Here is a 20,110-nt window from a genome sequence, read left to right as displayed (position 1 = left end):
AATGAACATCGGATTAGCAATGTCGGTATTATTCCCGAATGCTGTTCCTAACCGTGACTATGTCGTAATGGCCGACGGCGATCAACAGTGGGTAGACGAAAACCAATGGTATCTAGACGCGCCGATTCCATCTGCAGCCGAATTAGAAGCGGCTTATCAAAAATACCTCGAACAACCGGCACCTGACGCCGGAACATCCGTCGAGGAACTACAGGCCGGACTTACAACGACGCAGCAGGCGAACTCGGTACTAATCAAGCAACTAAACGAAGCAACCGAAGCAGTCAAAAAAGCAAAAGAAGACGCCGAAACAGCACATCAGATTATCGCGGAACTTATCGTGTTAACAACGGAGAAAGGGGTCTTGTAAATTGGAGGAGAATACGTTCTTGTATAACGCTATCAAGCTTTATTACTCGAAAGGTTACTACGATAAGCAACAGGTCGCGCGGTTCGTCGAGCTCGGTAAAATAACTCGCGAACAATATGCCGCAATCACTGGCGAAGTTTATTCCGGAACTGTGCCGGCGGAACCAACACCGGAAACGCCGCCAGCGACTGAGGAACCGACGACCGACGGAACTACCGGTGGCGATACGGAAACTCCCATCGAAGGGTCTCCTGGATCGACTGACGGATCTACTGAGACTCAGTAAATAACGGAAAGGAGGCGGCCCAATGTCGGAGCCGAGTAACAACGAGCTCAACGATAAAATAGCGGACATTCGCGAATGGCTTGTTCGAATAGACACCAAAGTCGATTTTTTTAACGAAGTGAAAACGAAGGCTGAACGTGCTGACGAGAAGTCCGAAGAAGCCTTGGCGTTGGCGAAAGAGAATCGTGCAGATATAGCGGACATGAAAGCTAATACGAAATGGGTATGGGGCGTGATGCTAACCGTAGTAGGGATGTTGCTTACGGTAGGTATCGCGCTTTTTACGTAAATAAACGCAGTACGCCCGTCAGGTGAGAGTCCCGGCGGGCTTTTTAATTTCGAAAGGAGACGATAAAATGGCGATTTCAGTACGTAAGAATCTGGTCGCATCAAGCAAGTATTCCGTTAAGTGTCCGTATTCAATGAACGCGAAGTACATCACGTTCCACAATACGGCGAATGACGCATCGGCAGACGCAGAGATCCGGTATATGCTCGGAAACAACAATGAAGTGTCTTATCATTTCGCGGTGGACGATAAGGAAGTCGTTCAAGGACTGCCGACTGACCGTAACGCGTGGCATTGCGGCGATGGTAGTAGCATGAATTCCGGAAACCGTACGTCCATCGGCGTAGAGGTTTGTTATTCGAAGTCAGGCGGTGCCAGGTATAAAGCGGCCGAGAAGCTGGCGATTAAATTTATCGCGCAATTACTAAAAGAGCGCGGCTGGGGTGTCGATCGCGTACGTAAGCATCAGGATTGGTCCGGTAAGTATTGTCCGCATCGCGTGCTTGCTGAGGGACGCTGGGAATCTGTAAAAGCGGCCATTGCGGCAGAACTAAAAGCGCTCGGCGGCAAAACGTCTAAACCGGCTGCTTCAGCGCCTAAGACTTCTGGCGCCACTTATACCGTTAAAAAGGGCGACACGCTTTCCGAAATCGCAGAGAAAACAGGCGTAAGTATGGCGAAGCTTCAATCGTACAACGGAATCAAGAACGCGAATAAAATCTCCGTCGGCCAGGTGCTGAAGCTTAAAGGCGGTTCTTCTAAGCCGTCATCCAGCGGTAAGAAATACGTTTACCTTCCGGCTTCTGCCGATTCATGGCGCATCTATCCGACAAACAAAGCGCCAGTTAAAGGAAACGAATGCGGATCATTACGTCCTAAGAAATTCGGCGGCCTGAAATACGAAGTCCTTGCGAACCCACAAACGGATGTTTATACGATCAAGACGGATCAGTTCGGTAAAGTAAATATTTACGCGGCGAAATCAACGGGCGCAACGGTAAAATAACGGAGGGAGACGATAATATGCAAGACGTTTTAATTTTCGCGACTGTACTGGCGCCTATTTTAACGGCGCTTGTTCAACTCGTTAAGAAAACGGTTAAGCTTCCGACTAATGTAATCCCTGCGCTAAGCTTCGTGATCGGTATCGGACTAGGCGCGGTTGCTTATCCGTTTACTGACCTCGATTTGGTGTTGCGGTTATGGGCCGGTGGCTTTGCGGGATTAGCGGCGACAGGTCTTTTTGAACTCGGAGCCAAGCGCGAAGGCACAACGAAATAATAACGAAACTTTTAGCGAGTGCTTACGTATGATAACGTAGGTGCTCGCGTACATAAAAACTCATTGCGGATAAGTTTGGCGCCGTAGTATAATTTTACTAACTTACAAAGGGCGGAGGAATACGGTTGGAATATAAAACGGTGACTGTAGCGAAGCAGCGGTTTGGTGCTAGTCGATTAGTAAGTTTGATAGTCGGTATCCTACTCGTTTTTGCCGGCTTTCTTATAAGCCTAACGATAATCGGAATATTTGCGGGTGCTATGCTAATTATATTTAGTTTACCGTTTTTTGCAGTCGCGAAAGGCGGCGCAAAGTACACGTGTCCTAACTGCGGTTATAAACACAACGGAGTAGCTTCCGGCAGTGTAAACTCAACATGCAAGCGCTGTAAGCAAAATATCGCCGTAGACTGGATCGACCACCCGGATAAAATCGAATAAATGAAAGCAGCCCCGTCCTTAACCGGATGGGGCGTTTTTTACGTTTATGATATCCGCAAACCTCACGAAATTTGTATCGCCTTTGGCGTCCTTCACACGAAACTCCTTCCGTATGTGGTCCACGTAATGTACTGCGCCAATTACTTCTCGTATGTAGCCATCGTCGTAAACCTCGAATGCGAGCGGCGCACCGAACTCCATCGACTCAGCGACCGTTATTTCCATATCCTCGATCTGCTGCGCATCCAGTTGCGGCTTCTCAACCTTCCGTTTCGCTTCGGCTTGACGCGCTAAGCCGGCTCTGTGCTCCGGCAATATAATGCGCATCGCCCACCGTTTATCCTCGATCTCCATGGCGAACACCTCCGCATTTATTATATGCGAATGTGTGTTCGGTTATCAACAGTCAAAATAATCCTCTCGATCGACTTCGTATCCCAGCGACCTTAAAGCGCGCTGTACTTTAACCCACGTTGAAATACGCGGTGCATAATCGCGATCATTACACATGCTCGTCATTGTGCCGTGACCTATGCCGGCCTTCTGGCGAACCTCTTCTTGTGCGATTCCTTCTCGATCTAAAAAGTGGCCGAATCGGCTACGTCGTTTACCTAGTCCAAACATCGGACAACACCTCCTAAAATCAGCGTGTCCAAAAAATCGGAAAGTTAAACGTGGGCAAAAAACTGTGATATTGGACGATCCGTATCGCGTAACGTTTATTAAACGGCAAATACACGGCAGCTAAACGGTAGGGTGCGGGTAGGTTCGGCAGAGGTGCGAAAAGGTTACCGCACTTGGTGGCGACTTCCGTAACGGATATTACCGTGTTAAACTACCGCACTTTATCGCGCATAACGACCGGAACGAAGCCGTTTACGAAAATTGTTAAGGAGTGAGAGAGATGAGCGAAGCGAGACGAAAGAACGACAGGGCGGGGCTCACACGGGCGTTTTCGTTCGTGCCCGGCGGATTCACAGCGGCGGGATTTTTCGATATGTCTCCGGAGGTAGTCGGCTTGTACGCGTTAGTAGGCGGTGCGGGCTTGGTCTGCATCGGAGCGGCTTGGCTAGAAGGGCGCTTGTTCGGTGGCAAATTTGCGTATATTGGAGACGCAGTAAACGGACTCTTACGGTTCGTCCTACCTGCGGGGTATGCCGTGTTGCTACTTCGTTTTTTAAACGCGATATGAAACGGTTTTTGCGCAATCTTCACGCCAAGCAGACGCTAAAGTACGCCTTTGATGCCGCCGGCCTGTACGCAGCCAAACGCTTGTCTAACGGAAAAGAAGCGCGCCGATATCCGAAAATCCATGACGTTGATATTAACGAAGAGAGAACGCGTTATGTATTTACGTTACTAAACGGAATGGACCCGAAAGAAATCGCGAAAAAAGAGTTCGTGTTCCGGCAAGTATTCGGACGCAACGTTGAACTAAGCGGCGATCTAAAACGCTATGTATTAACGGTTTATAGCGCCGAGATGCCAGCAGTATTGCGCTATGACTTTGCGGATATCCAGCCGGTTATAGAGCGACACAAGCTCGGCATTATTGCGGGCAAAGATCGCCACGGCCGGTACGTTAGCTTCGATTTATTGACGCAGCCTCATATTCTTATCGCGGGCGAAACGGGTAGCGGAAAGTCAACGCAGCTACGATCGATCCTGACGACGCTAATAAAACAGAACCGACCCGACCGGCTGCAGTTATACCTCGCGGACTGTAAGAAATCGGAGTTCCATGTATTCCGGAAAGTCGAACACGTACAGTGCGTTTTAACGAGCGCGGAAGATATACGAAGAATGTTACGAAGTATAAAACGCGAGTTAGATGAGCGCAGTAACCTTACGGAGCAGTTCGAAATAAGCCATATCGATGAGCTCCCGGATGACCGTAAACGACCGTATATAGTCGTCTGTATTGACGAGTTTCTTCTATTAAGAAAAGACGCCGAGATCATGGACGTATTAGCGGAGCTCGTCGCGATAGGCCGTACGCTTGGAGTATTCGCGATTCTTTCGATGCAGCGACCTAACGCCAAAACGCTTGATACAACTATTCGCGCAAATCTAACCGTAAGCATGGGCTTTAAGCTTCGTGATATAACGGAGGCCCGAATCGTCAATACGCCAGGCGCCGAGAAACTAGACGTAAGTGGGCGGTTTATAATGGCGGCCGACAAAACCTACGAACTACAGGCGCCGTATCTCGAAATGAACGAGGCGAAGGCGCTACTGAATCCGTACTGTGTAATGAAGTCACCGACCAAAGACGTAACGCCACCGGCAGCAGAGCCGGAAATCTTAACGGAAAAGGACGTGTTTATCGATGGCCCTTACTAACCGAGATAAAGCGATCATTGCGGATCTTAATAAATTTCGCGTAATGGATCGCGATACGATTGCCGAGCTACATTTCGGAAATTTGCGCAGACCAAAATACGCAGCCAATAACGTTCTGCTGCGTTTACTTAGAGACGGACATATTCAGCGATCTACGGCGCGCCAACCTTACGTTTATTTTGGCGGCGAAACGACGATGAAAAAGAACAGCGCCAAGATCGATCATTTTCTTGCAATAGGTAACGTTTATAAGGAGATGCGAGGGCAGGCGTTAGAGTCGTTCTTGGTGGAGCCGAAATACGGCGATAAAGGTACGGTCGAGCCGGATATATTTGCACTATATCGGCGGACACCTTTCTTTATCGAGGTGCAGCGGTCGGTCTATTCGGAAAAACAGATGCGCGAAAAGTTAGACCGATACGAAGCGTTATTCCAGTCGGGCATTATCGCACTGGAACCGTGGCAGAATCCCGAACGGATTATGTTTCCGCACGTATTGATTCTGTCGGATACGCGATACGGATTGCCTTCGTTTCCATTTAAGGTATTCCAGGCGCCGACCTTTACTGCGTTCATCCAGTCGATAACAAAGCCGCAACCTCAACCGGCCAGCTAAATCTCGAAAAGTTCGTTTGCGTCCGTAATCTCTAACGCCAATACAATTCGTTCAAGCGCGTCCGATGGATAGCGCTTCGTTTTGTTGTTGCAAAGTTCGCTAATCGTTCGCGTAGACAGACCAGTCATGACGGCAAGGTCTTTTTGTTCGATATGACGTTCCTTAAGAATTTCTTTAAGCCGAAGCTTCATCGTTAACACCTCCGGTTCGATTACGTTAAGTATAATTTAATTCGCTGAATTACGCAATATGTAATTGACAATTTCACAAAACGTAATTATACTTACGTTAAACATAAGTTACGGGAGGCGAAATCGATGCATTACTTAGCGGAACACCAAACGTTCGACTCTACGGCTCAAGTTAACGAAGCTGTTTACGAACATATCAAGCGCAATACATACGAGCTTAACGATACGGATCGCCAAGCGCTCAAGATGATCGCACGTTACGCGGTTAAGTTTAGCGGGGCAGCGCACCTCAAAGCGGAAACGTTGGCGGGCCTGATCGAGAAATCGGTTAAGACGGCACGACGGGCACTGAATAAATTGGCGGGGCTCGGCATCGTAAAGAAGGTCGCTACGACGCGGAAGATTAACGGGGGAAAAGGCGCGAACATTATCGTGATCCTGCCGGTCAGTAACTCTAGTGAAGCCGCGGATGACCAGTCGACAATGTCCAATCGCGGACAAGCCGAGAAGCCTACGGAATCAACGGTTGAAACGCCGAAAACGAAAAACGAACCATCGGATTTAATTAAGCGTTCTAAAAACCAAAATAACGTATTAGATACGGCGACGGTCCCGGCTGAAGCGTTAAAAGGCGCGCTGCCTAACGAAATCTATAACGCAATGGCTCGCTACTTTGACGCCGAAAAGATTTATAAATACTACGGAATTCTTTTGCGCGCTAAGGCAAGCGTAGATAGAACGATCAGACTCGAAGAACATGCGGAGCCTTTCGTTGAAGCGTGGCACGCAACGATTATGAAAGCGAAATCGCACGAAATTAAGCGTTTCGACGACTACCTATACGCTGGGTTTAGGAAGGCGGCTTGGACGGTTAAGGTTCGCTTAAATCGTGGCGGATCGCTTATGGAGCGGTTCAGGAAGGCGTTTGAATCTGCGGAGTGACCTGCGTTTGACATAGCGAGTTTCTTCTATTAATATTTGCGCTTGACTATTTCGCCTACTATTCGTAATAATAGAGAACGTAGGCACCATTCGATCATGAACGTAAGACTAGCGTTTGTACGTCGGACCTTGAAATCCGATTGAATCAACGTTTTGACATACCGAAGACATAACGAAAGGCCTTCTAAGCCGTCGGTCGGGAGTTCGAATCTCTCCTGGGACGTACCCAAAAGTCTTAAACCTATAATACGGTTTGAGGCTTTTTTTATTTTCGGTAATGTTGAAAATTCTTAGGTCAATTGATTGAAAAACAGAGGATGCGCTTGAAAATGTTACCTGAGGAAAATGAAATTTTCAGACCTTAATTTTGACAAGCGAGAAACATCGGAGATATTGCATCTGCGACTCTTAAAGTGTCATTCCAGATGATAAAGAGATGAAGCTTGCGTCAAAGGATAAAAACAATACTTTTTTAAGTAATATTGAAGTGTTGATCAAATCTATTAAATGTTTGAAAGTGATAATGGATTACTGAGGACAGATTACACTGTGGCTCAGGGTAATTAAAAATTGTTGCCTGATGTTACGCTGTACATTACAACATCCTTTGATGATAAAGGAGATCATGGATATAATTGAACAGTTTGAGCGGGTTAGGCTTATCATTTATAGAAGAGGCCTCAAATTTAAGGTAATGGGGTTAAAAGGAAAGGTATTGATAATTTTTCAAAAATTAAACCTTTGATAAGATGAGACGATATAATAAAAGCATTGTCTAATTTTATAAAAGGAGTGATATTTTTGAAAAAAATAATCTTGATATTTGCATTGATTCTTTGCTCAATCGTGAGCCCTTTTTATCAAGCGCATGCAGCTGAAGAGAAAAAGGGCTGGGTGAGTCAGGCTGATTTGCCGGAACCTAGAAGCCATGCAGCTACAGCTGTTGTCGGAGACAAAATATATGTTATTGGTGGGTACGGTAAAACTTTGGCCACAAATACTACATTTGTTTATGATTCTAAAAAAAATGAATGGTCAAAGAAATCAGATATGCCAATAAAATTAGCTGGCTCGGCCGTTGCGGTAGTTAAAGATAAGATTTATGTAATGGGGGGTAATACATATCGAACCAGTCATACTGAAAATTCTTCAAAACTATTAATTTATGATACCAAAGCTGATAAATGGGAAGAAGGAGCAGATGTCCCCAAAAAAAGCTTCTTAGGGACAGCGGTAGCTATTGATAATACTATTTATCTAATGACGCAGCAAGAAACATCTACACCTAATCATTTTGCTTATAATACCACAACAAATAAATGGGAAAATAAGGCGAATGGACAACCGAATTCAAAAGCAGCGGCATCCGCGGTAGTGAATGGGAAAATTTATTATATTGGTGGCGCTAGCGCAAATTCCGGAAGTAATACCATTTATGAGTATGACCCGGTGAAGAATTCATGGATTAAGAAAGGGTTTTTAATTAATACTTCGTATGCTTCTGCTGTAGCTTCCGGCGGTAAGATTTATATAATTGGAGGCTTCTTCGCGACTAATACCAACGCAACTAATTTCGTCCAAGTGTACGATCCTGTAACTAATACAACAAAGACTATGGATGAAAAAATGCAGTTTGCTCGCGCGGGGGCAGGAACTGTAGTAATAAATAATGATCTTTATGCGGTTGGAGGAGCTACAAAGAGTCCTTCTGAAAGTAACTTTTTTAACTCTGTTGAAAAATACACAATTAAAGATGCTTCTACTGCTCCTGATCCAGGAACAGACAACGGTAACGGAGCGAAGCCAGATGAGGAAACACCATCTGACGACGGCGACGCCTTGCTTGTCATCACCATGGTCAACGGCTTGCAAAAAGAGTACCAGCTCTCCGTGAAAGAAGTTAACGCATTCCTTAAATGGTACGAGCAACGTGATGCTGGAGAGGGGCCAGGCTTTTATGAAATTGATGAGCATGACAACAACAAAGGGCCTTTCGAAAGTAAAAAGGACTATGTTGTATTTAAAAATATTTTGATGTATGAAGTAAATAAATACAAATAATAACCATCCATCCAGTATAGTGCTGGGTGGATGGTTTGCAGTGTCTTCACTGTTGAGAAAAAAGGATAGAAAGTGTGTATAACTAACGAACATTAGCTGGAGATATTTAGGGGATTTCAAATGATAGTACTCTGCCATTGCACTTGTACTTTTAATGATTTCTTGCTTCGTGGTATGACGTTGAGGCAAGCATTGAAAAAATGTCCAAATTATGTTCGCTTTTCCTTAATAGATACTATTCAGTTTTCAACATAGTGTGGAAATAGGCTTGTAATAACGTATTAATTGAAGACCTCACATGGTTTGAACCAAGCCTCTCTATTGTTTGAATAACTCGGATAGCAACATTTTTTCTAAAGTTTTTTAAAAAAAGGCTGACCTAAAATCACATCAAGTCAGCCTTTTTTGGATATTTTTATTTGTTATTTAACGTATCATTATCCAGGTCGCGGACATTTCCTTCTTTATTCAGACGAGGTTCTTCTTTTTTCACAGTTTCAGAAATATGCTCATTTTCTTCGACAGTCCGTTTCCCGATAACCACTTCATCCGTAACAACGGGTTTTTTGGTCACTTCAAGCTTTTCCTCAACGATAGGAACTCTGACCGTTTCTGAGTCATTTACGGGAGAAGCGTCTGCCGTGTTTTCATCCACCGGACGGCGTTCAACGTAAATTTCATCATGTCTTACCGGAACGTCTATATCTCTTTGTTCTGTTTTGACTTCTTTTCCGATTTCCACTTCACCGGTTTGGATATCTTCTTTATCCACTTTCAGCTGTTCTTCTCGAAGCGGCAGGGTCTTTTCTTCTTTTGTTGTATAGTCCACTGTCTCATTTGCATTTGCAAAGCCGCCTGAAAGGGCATTGCCGTTATCAATAGGCGTATCTAAGTCTGCGTCTGTATCAACGGCTACGAGAAGCTTTCCGTCATCCAGGTCCTCTTGGTACTTGTCTATTTCGTCATTTGAGATATCCAGATCTGATAATGCTTTGCTGTGTGCGCCTGTATCATCCATTGTGAAATAATCTTTCAGTTTATCGAAAAAGGATTCAGAATCACTATCATTTGCTTCAAGGGCTTGATTTACTTCTGTCCCTGTACGAGATTCGAGATAATCGGTATCCCGGCGATTTGTGACTACAGAAATATCGTCAGAATCATACCCCTTTGTTAGTAAGCCTTCAATCACTGCAATAGTCTCTTGCGGAGTTTCGTATACACCAACTACACTTTTTGTCATATTAATCTCCTCCTCTGTAAAAATAAAATTTTATCGTTCTTGTCGTCTTTAATTCCCGTTACGTTTTAAAATAAACAAAATCGAAAACACTTGGTGCGCTAACAGCATTTATGCGAAAGACGGGAGAAAATAAAAAAGATAGATAAGACAGAAACATAGTCCCGCACTTATCTATCCTTTATATTTCACAATTCCTTTGTCATAAACACGCTGTTCGGATCTTCCGTATAGTCTGCAAACGGCTGGCAATACCGGAATCCGAAGCTTTCATAAAGTTTTCTTGCCGGCTCGAAAGAAGTCATCGACCCCGTTTCCAAACTCAAGCGCTGATAGCCGCGCCGCTTGGCTTCTTCTATAATGTGCTGAAGAACCTTGCTGGCGACGCCCTTTCTTAAATGGGAAGAAGAGGTTCGCATCGACTTAATTTCTCCATGCCGGCTGTCCAGTTCTTTTAGTGCTCCGCAGCCGGCTAATTCATTGTCGTCCCATGCGCTCCAAAATGTAATTTCAGGTTTTTTCAGCCTTTCTATGTCAAGGGCATGAATACTTTCAGCCGGAGACATGAGAGTCATGCTATGTAAATGCTCACTTACTAATTCGATCACTTGATGTCCGGTCAAATCATCTACTTTAATATGCAAAATGATTTCCTCCTCAAAAACCGTCACTCTGAACATACTTATCCTTTATCTTAAAATATATCCTTTTTACTTCCAAATAGTAAGATAGGAAACCTCACATTCTATTAGCTTTATGTAAAGATGAATAAATTAATAAGTGCCGAACATAGATGTTCGGCACCTGATGATATTTAATATCGAAATCCTCCGTGTACACCAGATGCTCCGCTGAACCCTCCGGCGTGCGTCGCCGGGATACTAAAACCGCCGCCATGACCGCTATAGCCGGCACCTGAAAATTGCTGCCCGTAAAATCCTGAAGCATATGGAAATGAAGAGTACATAGCAGAGGGGGTGCTTAGCGGGCTGTATGCCTGGCTGAACGGCTGTCCGTATCCAAAGCCTCCATATGGCTGGTGGCCTTGCTGATAAAAGCCAGGGGCTGCTGGATAAAATGGCTGGGGAAAGCCTGGAAAACCCCCGGGAAATCCTTGGATGTCTGCAAAAGATTTATTCATCGTATCACCTTTTCTTTGCAAGATAACACCAGTGTATGACGAAAAATAATGAAAGAGCCTATCCGAACGGAAATTGTTTTTTGCGAGAAGATCTTTCATATAGACGTCTCAACGAAACAATAACACGTCATATTATGTGACATATTTATATGAAATTGAAAAATTTGAGTGTAAACTTGATAGATTAATAAAAAAATTACAAAAACTTTTATCTTTTGAAATGCCTTATATACCAATAATGAAAGCGTATACAGTATAGTTTGATTAATCTAAATTGTCTAATAATTTTAAAAAAGGCTGTTGACACTGCGTCCAAAGCGGCGTAATATGAGTTCAACAAAAGATAAACGCAAGTTTCACAAGCGCAAATGATTGCAGTAGGATACTAAAAAAATGAAAAAAAACGATCTTCTTGGACGGCAGAATAGATGTTCAAGAGACTCAATATGAAAAGCGCAGATGAGGATAAGTAGCCTTGAAAAAGCTTTCCACAGAGAACCGGATTAGCTGAGAACCGGCGAAGCTTTACAAGGTGAACTCGCCTCAGAGTGCCAGTCTGAAATCACAGTAGGACTTGGCCGGGTGAACGATGATGTTTACTCGTTATTAAAACGGATAGGAATATCCATGAGACGGCCGTATCAAAGGCCGTAAACAAGGGTGGTACCGCGGAAAGAAGAGCCTTTTCGCCCCTTTTGGCTATCGCATTCACTGCGCGGCTGATTGTGGGCGGAAGGGCTTTTTTTATTGAATAATCAGCTATAAAGCTAATAATTGATGATCTTTAGAGGATGAATATCCAAAAGGAGGAACTAAAAATGGGGACTAATGTACAGGTGGATTCAGCATCTGCCAAATGTACACAGACGATGAGCGGAGCGTTAATGCTGATTGAATCATTAAAGAAAGAAAAAGTAGAAATGATATTCGGCTATCCGGGCGGAGCTGTACTTCCGATCTACGATAAGTTGTACAATTCGGGAATGGTACATATCCTTCCCCGACACGAGCAAGGCGCTATTCATGCAGCGGAAGGATACGCGAGAGTTTCTGGAAAACCTGGGGTCGTTATTGCGACATCAGGCCCGGGAGCGACAAACCTTGTTACTGGACTTGCGGATGCTATGATTGATTCACTGCCTTTAGTCGTCTTTACAGGACAGGTGGCAACCTCCGTTATCGGCACCGACGCTTTTCAGGAAGCGGACATCTTAGGAATTACAATGCCGGTTACAAAACACAGCTATCAGGTCCGCCAGCCGGAAGACCTGCCGCGCATCATTAAAGAAGCATTCCATATTGCGACAACGGGAAGACCGGGACCTGTACTAATCGATATTCCGAAAGATGTTGCAACAATTGAAGGGGAATTCAGCTATGATCACGAGATGAATCTCCCGGGATATCAGCCGACAACGGAGCCGAATTATTTGCAGATCCGCAAGCTTGTGGAAGCCGTAAGCAGCGCAAAGAAACCGGTTATCCTAGCGGGCGCGGGCGTATTGCACGGAAAAGCGTCAGAAGAATTAAAAAATTATGCCGAGCAGCAGCAAATTCCGGTCGTACACACGCTTTTAGGGCTCGGGGGGTTCCCGGCAGACCATCCGCTTTTCTTAGGAATGGCGGGTATGCACGGCACTTATACAGCGAACATGGCCCTTCATGACTGTGATCTATTAATCAGTATCGGCGCCCGTTTTGATGACCGCGTCACCGGAAACCTGAAGCATTTTGCGAGAAACGCAAAGATTGCCCACATTGATATTGATCCGGCTGAAATCGGAAAAATCATGAAAACACAGATTCCGGTTGTCGGCGACAGCAAAGTTGTCCTGCAAGAGCTGATCAAACAAAACGGCAAACAAGGCGATTCAAGTGAATGGAAAAAACAGCTTGCCGAGTGGAAAGAAGAGTATCCGCTCTGGTATGTAGACAATGAAGAAGAAGGCTTTAAACCTCAGAAACTGATTGAGTACATTCATCAATTTACAAAGGGCGAAGCCATTGTCGCAACGGATGTCGGCCAGCATCAAATGTGGTCAGCACAATTTTATCCGTTCCAAAAGGCAGATAAATGGGTGACATCAGGCGGTCTTGGAACGATGGGTTTCGGCCTTCCGGCAGCGATTGGCGCACAGCTGGCCGATAAAGATGCAACCGTGGTGGCGGTGCTTGGAGACGGCGGTTTTCAAATGACGCTTCAGGAACTTGATGTTATTCGCGAATTGAATCTGCCGGTTAAAGTTGTGATCTTGAATAACGCTTGTCTCGGAATGGTAAGACAGTGGCAGGAAATTTTCTATGAAGAGCGTTATTCAGAATCTAAATTCGCTTCACAGCCTGACTTTGTCAAATTGTCAGAAGCATACGGCATTAAAGGCATCAGAATCTCCTCTGATGCAGAAGCGAAGGAAAAGCTGGAAGAGGCATTAACATCAAAAGAACCGGTTGTCATTGACGTTCGGGTTGCCAGTGAAGAAAAAGTATTCCCGATGGTGGCTCCGGGGAAAGGGCTGCATGAAATGGTGGGGGTGAAACCTTGAAAAGAATTATCACATTGACTGTGGTGAACCGCTCCGGCGTGTTAAACCGGATCACCGGTCTATTCACAAAAAGACACTACAACATTGAAAGCATTACAGTTGGACACACAGAAACAACAGGCGTTTCCAGAATCACCTTTGTCGTTCACGTTGAAGGAGAAAATGATGTTGAACAGCTGACAAAACAGCTTAACAAACAAATTGATGTGCTGAAAGTCACTGACATCACAAATCAATCAATTGTCCAAAGGGAGCTGGCCTTAATCAAGGTCGTTTCCGCACCGTCAACGAGGACAGAGATTAACGGAATGATAGAGCCGTTCAGAGCTTCAGTCGTTGACGTCAGCAGAGACAGCATCGTTGTACAGGTGACTGGCGAATCGAACAAAATTGAAGCGCTGATTGAATTACTAAAGCCTTATGGAATCAAAGAAATTGCGAGAACAGGTACAACGGCTTTTGCGAGGGGCACTCAGCAAAAGGCGTCATCCAATAAAACAATATCTATTGTATAAAACATAACAAGGGAGAGATTGAAATGGTAAAAGTATATTATAACGGTGATATCAAAGAGAACGTATTGGCTGGGAAAACAGTAGCGATTATCGGCTATGGCTCACAAGGGCATGCGCATGCGCTGAACCTGAAAGAAAGCGGAATTGACGTGATTGTCGGTGTCAGACAAGGAAAATCTTTCACTCAGGCGCAAGAAGACGGACATCGAGTATTTTCAGTAAAAGAAGCTGCGGCTCAAGCTGAAATCATTATGGTTCTTCTTCCGGATGAACAGCAGCAAAAAGTATATGAAGCTGAAATCAAAGATGAGCTGACTGCAGGCAAGTCATTGGTCTTCGCTCACGGATTTAACGTTCATTTCCACCAAATTGTTCCTCCGGCAGATGTTGACGTATTCTTGGTAGCGCCTAAAGGTCCTGGACATTTGGTTAGAAGAACATATGAGCAGGGAGCAGGCGTACCGGCGTTGTTCGCAATCTATCAGGATGTGACAGGTGAAGCGAAAGATAAAGCTTTGGCATATGCAAAAGGAATCGGCGGAGCAAGAGCAGGCGTTTTGGAAACGACATTTAAAGAAGAAACAGAAACGGATCTGTTCGGTGAGCAAGCTGTACTTTGCGGAGGATTAACGTCCCTGGTAAAAGCTGGTTTTGAAACATTAACTGAAGCTGGTTATCAGCCGGAACTTGCATACTTTGAATGTCTTCATGAGTTGAAATTAATCGTTGACCTGATGTATGAAGAAGGATTGGCAGGCATGAGATACTCTATTTCTGATACTGCTCAATGGGGAGACTTCGTATCCGGGCCGCGTGTTGTAGACGCAAAAGTAAAAGAATCAATGAAAGAAGTCTTAAAAGACATCCAAGACGGAACATTTGCCAAAGAGTGGATCGTAGAAAACCAAGTAAACCGTCCTCGTTTCAACGCAATCAATACGAGCGAAAACGAACATCAAATCGAAGTGGTGGGAAGAAAGCTTCGTGAAATGATGCCGTTTGTCAAACAAGGCAAGAAGAAGGAAGCGGTGGTCTCCGTTGCGCAAAATTAATTTTTTCGATACGACGCTTCGTGATGGTGAACAGTCCCCTGGTGTGAACTTAAATACACAGGAGAAACTTGCCATAGCAAAGCAGCTCGAAAGACTCGGGGCAGATATCATTGAAGCGGGATTTCCCGCTTCGTCCCGAGGTGACTTTTTAGCTGTGCAGGAAATCGCAAAAACCATTAAAAATTGTTCTGTCACAGGTCTTGCCCGCTGTGTAAAAGGTGATATTGATGCTGCATGGGAAGCGTTAAAAGACGGTGCTCAGCCAAGAATTCACGTCTTCATTGCCACATCGGACATTCATTTAAAACACAAGCTGAAAATGACGCGTGAACAGGTCATTGAAAGAGCGGTTGAAATGGTGAAATACGCAAAAGAGCGTTTCCCGATTGTTCAATGGTCTGCTGAGGATGCCTGCCGAACTGAACTGCCGTTTTTAGCAGAAATCGTAGAAAAAGTGATTGACGCAGGGGCTAGTGTCATCAACCTTCCGGATACAGTCGGCTATTTGGCTCCGGCTGAATACGGGAATATCTTTAAATATATGAAAGAGAACGTTCCAAACATACATCAAGCAAAGTTGTCAGCTCACTGCCACGATGATTTGGGAATGGCAGTCGCCAATTCTCTCTCAGCGATCGAAAATGGCGCTGATCAAATTGAATGTGCGATTAACGGAATTGGTGAAAGAGCCGGAAACGCTGCCTTAGAGGAAATCGCAGTTGCTCTTCATACCAGAAAAGATTTCTATCAAGTCGAAACAGGCATTACGCTAAATGAAATAAAACGCACTAGTGATTTAGTAAGTAAGTTCACAGGTATGGTTGTTCCGCGAAATAAAGCGGTAGTGGGCGACAATGCATTTGCTCATGAATCAGGCATCCACCAGGACGGCTTCTTAAAAGAAAAATCAACATACGAAATTATTTCACCAGAGCTTGTCGGTGTAACGGCAGATGCGCTTGTCCTAGGCAAGCATTCAGGACGCCATGCATTTAAAGACCGGCTGACAGCATTGGGATTCCAATTTGATAGTGAAGAGATTAATAAGTTCTTTACGATGTTTAAAGAGTTGACTGAGAAGAAAAAAGAAATCACTGATGAGGATCTTGTCTCTCTTATTTTAGAAGAAAAAGTAACAGACCGCAAGATTGGGTATGAATTTCTTTCTCTGCAAGTCCATTATGGAACATCTCAGGTCCCTACAGCTACGGTTTCTTTGAAAAACCAAGAAAACGCCCAGCTTATTCAGGAAGCGGCTACAGGAGCCGGAAGCGTGGAAGCGATATACAATACCCTTGAACGCTGTATCGATAAAGATGTGGAGCTCTTAGACTACCGCATTCAGTCTAATAGAAAGGGCGAAGACGCATTTGCCCAGGTTTATGTAAGAGTAGTAGTAAACGGAAAAGAATCCGCAGGGCGGGGCATAGCGCAAGACGTATTAGAAGCTTCGGCGAAAGCCTATCTGAACGCAGTCAACCGTCAATTGGTTTTCCAGTCTAATATGAACGGACTGCAAAACCATACAGCTGTCGGATCATAATAGAAAGGAGAACGGTTAACTTGAAGAAACGGATTGCTCTATTGCCCGGAGACGGGATCGGCCCTGAAGTATTAGAATCAGCGACAGACGTGCTGAAAAGTGTTGCCGAACGCTTCAGCCATGAATTTGAATTTGAATACGGCCTTATTGGAGGAGCGGCAATTGACGAACACAACAACCCTCTCCCAGAGGAAACCATTGCGATTTGTAAAAAGGCTGATGCTATTTTGCTCGGTGCTGTCGGCGGCCCGAAATGGGATCAAAACCCTTCGGAACTGAGGCCAGAAAAAGGGCTGCTCGGCATTAGAAAACAGCTTGACCTGTTTGCGAATTTGCGGCCTGTGAAAGTGTTTGAAAGCCTTTCTGACGCTTCGCCTTTGAAAAAAGAATATATTGATAACGTTGATTTCGTTATCGTTCGTGAACTGACAGGCGGTTTGTATTTCGGCCAGCCGAGCAAACGCTATGTAAACAGTGAAGGTGAGCAAGAAGCGGTAGACACACTGTTTTATAAGAGGGAAGAAATTGAACGCGTGATCAGAGAGGGCTTTAAAATGGCGGCTGCCAGAAAAGGCAAGGTTACCTCTGTTGATAAAGCGAACGTTCTTGAATCAAGCAGGCTGTGGCGCGAAGTGGCTGAAGACGTCGCAAAAGACTATCCTGATGTGAAACTTGAGCATATGCTCGTTGATAACGCGGCAATGCAGCTGATTTATGCACCGAATCAATATGATGTCGTGGTGACTGAAAATATGTTTGGTGACATTTTAAGCGACGAAGCGTCCATGCTAACAGGTTCTCTCGGAATGCTTCCGTCAGCGAGCCTATCAAGCTCAGGACTCCATTTGTTCGAGCCTGTACATGGCTCTGCACCTGACATAGCAGGGAAAGGAATGGCAAATCCATTTGCGGCTATATTGTCAGCGGCAATGCTTTTGAGAACATCTTTCGGGCTTGAAGAAGAAGCGAAAGCTGTAGAAGATGCGGTCAACCAGGTTCTTACCTCTGGAAAAAGAACAAGAGACTTGGCAAGAGGTGAAGAATACAGCAGCACTCAGGCCATTACAGAGGAAGTTAAGACAGCATTGATGAGTGAAAATACAATTTCTAACGTGTGACAGCTTATGGTGTAAGCGGTCTTAGTTCATAGGTAGAGGGAGGAAATAAAGATGATGCCTCGAACGATCATCGAAAAGATTTGGGATCAGCATATTGTAAAACATGGTGAGGGAAAACCGGATCTTCTCTATATTGATTTGCATCTCATCCATGAGGTGACATCCCCTCAGGCATTTGAAGGGTTGAGACAAAAGGGAAGAAAGGTCAGAAAACCGCAAAATACTTTCGCCACGATGGACCACAACATTCCAACCGTCAATCGCTTTGAGATAACGGATGAAGTTGCGAAACGACAAGTGACAGCGCTTGAGCGGAACTGCGAAGAGTTTGGCGTACGCCTTGCCGATCTTCACAGTGTAGATCAGGGGATTGTCCATGTAGTCGGGCCTGAGCTTGGCTTAACGCTTCCGGGAAAAACGATCGTATGCGGCGACAGCCATACTTCGACTCACGGTGCATTCGGCGCCCTGGCATTTGGAATCGGAACGAGTGAGGTTGAACATGTTCTTTCTACACAGACACTGTGGCAGCAGCGTCCGAAAACGCTTGAGGTGCGTGTAGACGGGACACTGCAAAAAGGGGTAACCGCAAAGGATGTCATTCTTGCTGTTATCGGTAAATACGGCGTGAAATTCGGCACCGGTTACGTCATTGAATACACTGGGGAAGTATTCAGAAACATGACGATGGATGAGCGGATGACCGTTTGCAACATGTCAATTGAAGCCGGAGCAAGAGCAGGTTTGATTGCGCCTGACGAAGTGACATTTGAATATTGCAAAAATCGCAAGTATACGCCAAAAGGAGAAGAATTTGATAAAGCCGTAGAAGAATGGAAAGCGCTGCGCACTGATCCAGGCGCTGTTTACGATAAATCAATAGTGCTTGACGGCAATGACATTTCTCCTATGGTGACATGGGGTATCAACCCGGGAATGGTTCTTCCTGTCGATTCTGAAGTTCCGGCGCCGGAAAGCTTTTCAGCGGAAGATGACAAAAAAGAAGCGATTCGCGCTTATGAATATATGGGGCTGACACCTCATCAGAAAATTGAAGATATCAAAGTGGAGCACGTATTTATCGGTTCCTGTACTAATTCACGCATGACTGACCTCCGCCAGGCTGCCGATATGATCAAAGGAAAAAAGGTAGCTGAAAGTGTTAGAGCAATCGTCGTGCCTGGATCTCAGAGCATAAAACTACAGGCTGAAAAGGAAGGGCTTCATCAGATCTTCTTAGACGCTGGATTTGAATGGAGAGAATCAGGCTGCAGCATGTGTTTGAGCATGAATAATGACGTTGTTCCTGAAGGAGAGCGCTGTGCGTCAACCTCTAACCGCAACTTTGAGGGCAGACAAGGAAAAGGCGCGAAAACACATCTCGTCAGCCCTGCGATGGCTGCGATGGCCGCCATTCACGGCCATTTCGTGGATGTCAGGAAGTTTTATCAGGAAAAAACAGTTGTGTAAGGAGTGCACGAGATGGAACCTTTGAAAACACATACGGGGAAAGCGGCCGTATTAAATCGTATTAATGTTGATACAGATCAGATCATTCCGAAACAATTTCTGAAGAGAATTGAAAGAACGGGCTACGGCCGTTTTGCATTCTTTGACTGGAGATATGATGCGAATGGTGAACCGAACCCGGAATTTGAACTGAACCAGCCGGCTTATGAAGGGGCATCCATTTTAATAGCGGGAGAAAACTTCGGCTGCGGGTCATCGCGTGAACACGCTCCGTGGGCGCTTGATGATTACGGCTTTAAAATCATTATTGCACCGTCATTTGCTGATATTTTCCACCAAAACTGCTTTAAAAACGGTATGCTGCCGATTCGCATGCCATATGACAATTGGAAAAAGCTTGTCGGACAATACGAAAATCAGTCACTGCAAATGACAGTCGATCTTGAGAATCAGCTTATTCACGACAGCGAAGGCAACCAGATCTCATTCGAAGTCGATCCGCATTGGAAAGAAATGCTGATCAACGGCTATGATGAAATTTCATTAACGCTTTTACTTGAAGATGAAATCAAGCAATTTGAGTCGCAGAGAAGCTCTTGGCTTCAAGCTTAAAAAAGCTGCCCGGCAATTTGTCCGGCAGCTTTTTTTTGCCTGGCAGAACCTTTCCTT

Annotated in this window: 23 protein-coding genes, 1 pseudogene and 1 other annotated feature; of the genes and pseudogenes, 18 read left to right on the top strand and 6 right to left on the bottom strand. The window is 45.0% G+C overall.

What is annotated here, in order from left to right:
• Position 1 precedes the first annotated feature (1 nt).
• From HC660_RS13855 to HC660_RS13830, 6 genes and pseudogenes are all read left to right on the top strand, one after another.
• Positions 2-370: an XkdW family protein gene (locus tag HC660_RS13855; protein WP_168748395.1), complete on the top strand. Its 369-nt coding sequence runs from the start codon at positions 2-4 to the stop codon at positions 368-370.
• Position 371: 1 nt separating this feature from the next.
• Positions 372-455 (top strand): annotated as a pseudogene (locus HC660_RS21120) (hypothetical protein); the annotation flags it as partial.
• A 223-nt stretch (positions 456-678) separates the two neighbouring features.
• Positions 679-945: a hemolysin XhlA family protein gene (locus tag HC660_RS13845; RefSeq protein WP_088110622.1), complete on the top strand. Its 267-nt coding sequence runs from the start codon at positions 679-681 to the stop codon at positions 943-945.
• Between the two features lie 67 nt (positions 946-1,012).
• Positions 1,013-1,951 (top strand): N-acetylmuramoyl-L-alanine amidase, encoded by a 939-nt coding sequence (locus HC660_RS13840; RefSeq protein WP_168748394.1) that lies wholly within the window; start codon positions 1,013-1,015, stop codon positions 1,949-1,951.
• A gap of 17 nt (positions 1,952-1,968) precedes the next feature.
• On the top strand, positions 1,969-2,226 hold the full coding sequence (locus HC660_RS13835; RefSeq protein ID WP_017695214.1) for a holin: 258 nt from the start codon (positions 1,969-1,971) through the stop codon (positions 2,224-2,226).
• Between the two features lie 125 nt (positions 2,227-2,351).
• Positions 2,352-2,666 carry a DUF5362 family protein gene (locus HC660_RS13830; RefSeq protein WP_168748393.1) on the top strand — a complete coding sequence of 105 codons (315 nt, stop codon included), beginning with the start codon at positions 2,352-2,354 and terminating at the stop codon, positions 2,664-2,666.
• An 18-nt stretch (positions 2,667-2,684) separates the two neighbouring features.
• On the opposite strand, the gene HC660_RS13825 is transcribed toward HC660_RS13830, so the two are convergent.
• Complete coding sequence (locus HC660_RS13825; RefSeq protein WP_168748392.1) at positions 2,685-3,020, bottom strand: YolD-like family protein; 336 nt, start codon at positions 3,018-3,020, stop codon at positions 2,685-2,687.
• 45 nt (positions 3,021-3,065) lie between these two features.
• A complete protein-coding gene (locus HC660_RS13820; protein WP_168748391.1) occupies positions 3,066-3,290 on the bottom strand; it encodes a transcriptional regulator in 225 nt (74 codons plus the stop codon).
• A gap of 280 nt (positions 3,291-3,570) precedes the next feature.
• Here HC660_RS13820 and HC660_RS13815 point away from each other — a divergent pair, with 280 nt between their 5' ends.
• Genes HC660_RS13815 through HC660_RS13805 form a run of 3 tightly spaced genes read left to right on the top strand, consistent with a single transcriptional unit; the run spans position 3,571 to position 5,625 of the window.
• Positions 3,571-3,858, top strand: a complete 288-nt coding sequence (locus HC660_RS13815; protein WP_129092576.1) for a hypothetical protein — start codon at positions 3,571-3,573, stop codon at positions 3,856-3,858.
• Between the two features lie 8 nt (positions 3,859-3,866).
• Positions 3,867-5,009 (top strand): FtsK/SpoIIIE domain-containing protein, encoded by a 1,143-nt coding sequence (locus tag HC660_RS13810; RefSeq protein WP_244956463.1) that lies wholly within the window; start codon positions 3,867-3,869, stop codon positions 5,007-5,009.
• Positions 4,996-5,625, top strand: a complete 630-nt coding sequence (locus tag HC660_RS13805; protein WP_168748389.1) for a replication-relaxation family protein — start codon at positions 4,996-4,998, stop codon at positions 5,623-5,625. The genes HC660_RS13810 and HC660_RS13805 overlap by 14 nt, the downstream gene beginning before the upstream one ends.
• Here HC660_RS13805 and HC660_RS13800 read toward each other — a convergent pair.
• Entirely contained in the window at positions 5,622-5,816 is a 195-nt protein-coding gene (locus HC660_RS13800; RefSeq protein ID WP_161512377.1) for a helix-turn-helix domain-containing protein, read from the bottom strand. The genes HC660_RS13805 and HC660_RS13800 overlap by 4 nt on opposite strands.
• 126 nt (positions 5,817-5,942) lie before the next feature.
• Here HC660_RS13800 and HC660_RS13795 point away from each other — a divergent pair, with 126 nt between their 5' ends.
• Together HC660_RS13795 and HC660_RS13790 are read left to right on the top strand one after the other, a co-directional pair.
• Positions 5,943-6,758, top strand: a complete 816-nt coding sequence (locus tag HC660_RS13795) for a helix-turn-helix domain-containing protein (protein ID WP_168748388.1) — start codon at positions 5,943-5,945, stop codon at positions 6,756-6,758.
• A gap of 801 nt (positions 6,759-7,559) precedes the next feature.
• On the top strand, positions 7,560-8,819 hold the full coding sequence (locus HC660_RS13790; protein ID WP_168748387.1) for a Kelch repeat-containing protein: 1,260 nt from the start codon (positions 7,560-7,562) through the stop codon (positions 8,817-8,819).
• A 415-nt stretch (positions 8,820-9,234) separates the two neighbouring features.
• Here the strand turns inward: HC660_RS13790 and HC660_RS13785 are convergent, their stop codons facing one another.
• The 3 genes from HC660_RS13785 to cotQ all read right to left on the bottom strand — a co-directional run bounded on the left by HC660_RS13785 (position 9,235) and on the right by cotQ (position 11,200).
• Entirely contained in the window at positions 9,235-10,062 is an 828-nt protein-coding gene (locus HC660_RS13785; RefSeq protein ID WP_168748386.1) for a YsnF/AvaK domain-containing protein, read from the bottom strand.
• A gap of 185 nt (positions 10,063-10,247) precedes the next feature.
• The gene (locus tag HC660_RS13780; RefSeq protein WP_168748385.1) at positions 10,248-10,703 is read right to left on the bottom strand and encodes a GNAT family N-acetyltransferase; all 456 of its coding nucleotides are present in this window, start codon (positions 10,701-10,703) and stop codon (positions 10,248-10,250) included.
• Positions 10,704-10,873: 170 nt separating this feature from the next.
• Positions 10,874-11,200 carry an inner spore coat protein CotQ gene (gene cotQ / locus HC660_RS13775; protein WP_168748384.1) on the bottom strand — a complete coding sequence of 109 codons (327 nt, stop codon included), beginning with the start codon at positions 11,198-11,200 and terminating at the stop codon, positions 10,874-10,876.
• Positions 11,201-11,647: 447 nt separating this feature from the next.
• Positions 11,648-11,897: a binding site (T-box leader), on the top strand.
• Between the two features lie 121 nt (positions 11,898-12,018).
• On the opposite strand from cotQ, the gene ilvB reads away from it, so the two are divergent.
• From ilvB to leuD, 7 genes are read left to right on the top strand one after another with little or no spacing between them, the layout of a single operon-like run.
• Positions 12,019-13,743: an acetolactate synthase large subunit gene (gene ilvB / locus HC660_RS13770; protein WP_010335193.1), complete on the top strand. Its 1,725-nt coding sequence runs from the start codon at positions 12,019-12,021 to the stop codon at positions 13,741-13,743.
• The gene (gene ilvN / locus HC660_RS13765; protein WP_010335192.1) at positions 13,740-14,258 is read left to right on the top strand and encodes an acetolactate synthase small subunit; all 519 of its coding nucleotides are present in this window, start codon (positions 13,740-13,742) and stop codon (positions 14,256-14,258) included. Before ilvB ends, ilvN begins: the two co-directional genes overlap by 4 nt.
• Positions 14,259-14,281: 23 nt before the next feature.
• Positions 14,282-15,310 carry a ketol-acid reductoisomerase gene (gene ilvC, locus HC660_RS13760; protein WP_059352245.1) on the top strand — a complete coding sequence of 343 codons (1,029 nt, stop codon included), beginning with the start codon at positions 14,282-14,284 and terminating at the stop codon, positions 15,308-15,310.
• On the top strand, positions 15,297-16,853 hold the full coding sequence (locus tag HC660_RS13755; RefSeq protein ID WP_168748383.1) for a 2-isopropylmalate synthase: 1,557 nt from the start codon (positions 15,297-15,299) through the stop codon (positions 16,851-16,853). Before ilvC ends, HC660_RS13755 begins: the two co-directional genes overlap by 14 nt.
• Positions 16,854-16,873: 20 nt before the next feature.
• A complete protein-coding gene (leuB, locus tag HC660_RS13750) occupies positions 16,874-17,971 on the top strand; it encodes a 3-isopropylmalate dehydrogenase (RefSeq protein ID WP_168748382.1) in 1,098 nt (365 codons plus the stop codon).
• A gap of 51 nt (positions 17,972-18,022) precedes the next feature.
• Positions 18,023-19,441 (top strand): 3-isopropylmalate dehydratase large subunit, encoded by a 1,419-nt coding sequence (gene leuC / locus HC660_RS13745; RefSeq protein ID WP_010335188.1) that lies wholly within the window; start codon positions 18,023-18,025, stop codon positions 19,439-19,441.
• Positions 19,442-19,453: 12 nt separating this feature from the next.
• Positions 19,454-20,053 (top strand): 3-isopropylmalate dehydratase small subunit, encoded by a 600-nt coding sequence (leuD, locus tag HC660_RS13740; protein ID WP_010335187.1) that lies wholly within the window; start codon positions 19,454-19,456, stop codon positions 20,051-20,053.
• The last annotated feature ends 57 nt before the right edge of the window (positions 20,054-20,110 follow it).

The organism is Bacillus mojavensis, assembly GCF_012648005.1.
Lineage (GTDB): Bacteria > Bacillota > Bacilli > Bacillales > Bacillaceae > Bacillus > Bacillus mojavensis.
Note: the sequence above shows the minus strand (reverse complement) of the source record. Positions and strands in the feature narration are given on the sequence as shown.

Excerpts from the sequence above, each read along its gene's own strand:
- HC660_RS13855 (WP_168748395.1), top strand. The coding sequence starts at position 2 with ATGAACATCGGATTAGCAATGTCGGTATTATTCCCGAATGCTGTTCCT.
- HC660_RS13845 (WP_088110622.1), top strand. The coding sequence starts at position 679 with ATGTCGGAGCCGAGTAACAACGAGCTCAACGATAAAATAGCGGACATT.
- HC660_RS13840 (WP_168748394.1), top strand. The coding sequence starts at position 1,013 with ATGGCGATTTCAGTACGTAAGAATCTGGTCGCATCAAGCAAGTATTCC.
- HC660_RS13835 (WP_017695214.1), top strand. The coding sequence starts at position 1,969 with ATGCAAGACGTTTTAATTTTCGCGACTGTACTGGCGCCTATTTTAACG.
- HC660_RS13825 (WP_168748392.1), bottom strand. The coding sequence starts at position 3,020 with ATGGAGATCGAGGATAAACGGTGGGCGATGCGCATTATATTGCCGGAG.
- HC660_RS13820 (WP_168748391.1), bottom strand. The coding sequence starts at position 3,290 with ATGTTTGGACTAGGTAAACGACGTAGCCGATTCGGCCACTTTTTAGAT.
- HC660_RS13815 (WP_129092576.1), top strand. The coding sequence starts at position 3,571 with ATGAGCGAAGCGAGACGAAAGAACGACAGGGCGGGGCTCACACGGGCG.
- HC660_RS13805 (WP_168748389.1), top strand. The coding sequence starts at position 4,996 with ATGGCCCTTACTAACCGAGATAAAGCGATCATTGCGGATCTTAATAAA.
- HC660_RS13800 (WP_161512377.1), bottom strand. The coding sequence starts at position 5,816 with ATGAAGCTTCGGCTTAAAGAAATTCTTAAGGAACGTCATATCGAACAA.
- HC660_RS13795 (WP_168748388.1), top strand. The coding sequence starts at position 5,943 with ATGCATTACTTAGCGGAACACCAAACGTTCGACTCTACGGCTCAAGTT.
- HC660_RS13785 (WP_168748386.1), bottom strand. The coding sequence starts at position 10,062 with ATGACAAAAAGTGTAGTTGGTGTATACGAAACTCCGCAAGAGACTATT.
- cotQ (WP_168748384.1), bottom strand. The coding sequence starts at position 11,200 with ATGAATAAATCTTTTGCAGACATCCAAGGATTTCCCGGGGGTTTTCCA.
- ilvB (WP_010335193.1), top strand. The coding sequence starts at position 12,019 with ATGGGGACTAATGTACAGGTGGATTCAGCATCTGCCAAATGTACACAG.
- ilvC (WP_059352245.1), top strand. The coding sequence starts at position 14,282 with ATGGTAAAAGTATATTATAACGGTGATATCAAAGAGAACGTATTGGCT.
- leuC (WP_010335188.1), top strand. The coding sequence starts at position 18,023 with ATGATGCCTCGAACGATCATCGAAAAGATTTGGGATCAGCATATTGTA.
- leuD (WP_010335187.1), top strand. The coding sequence starts at position 19,454 with ATGGAACCTTTGAAAACACATACGGGGAAAGCGGCCGTATTAAATCGT.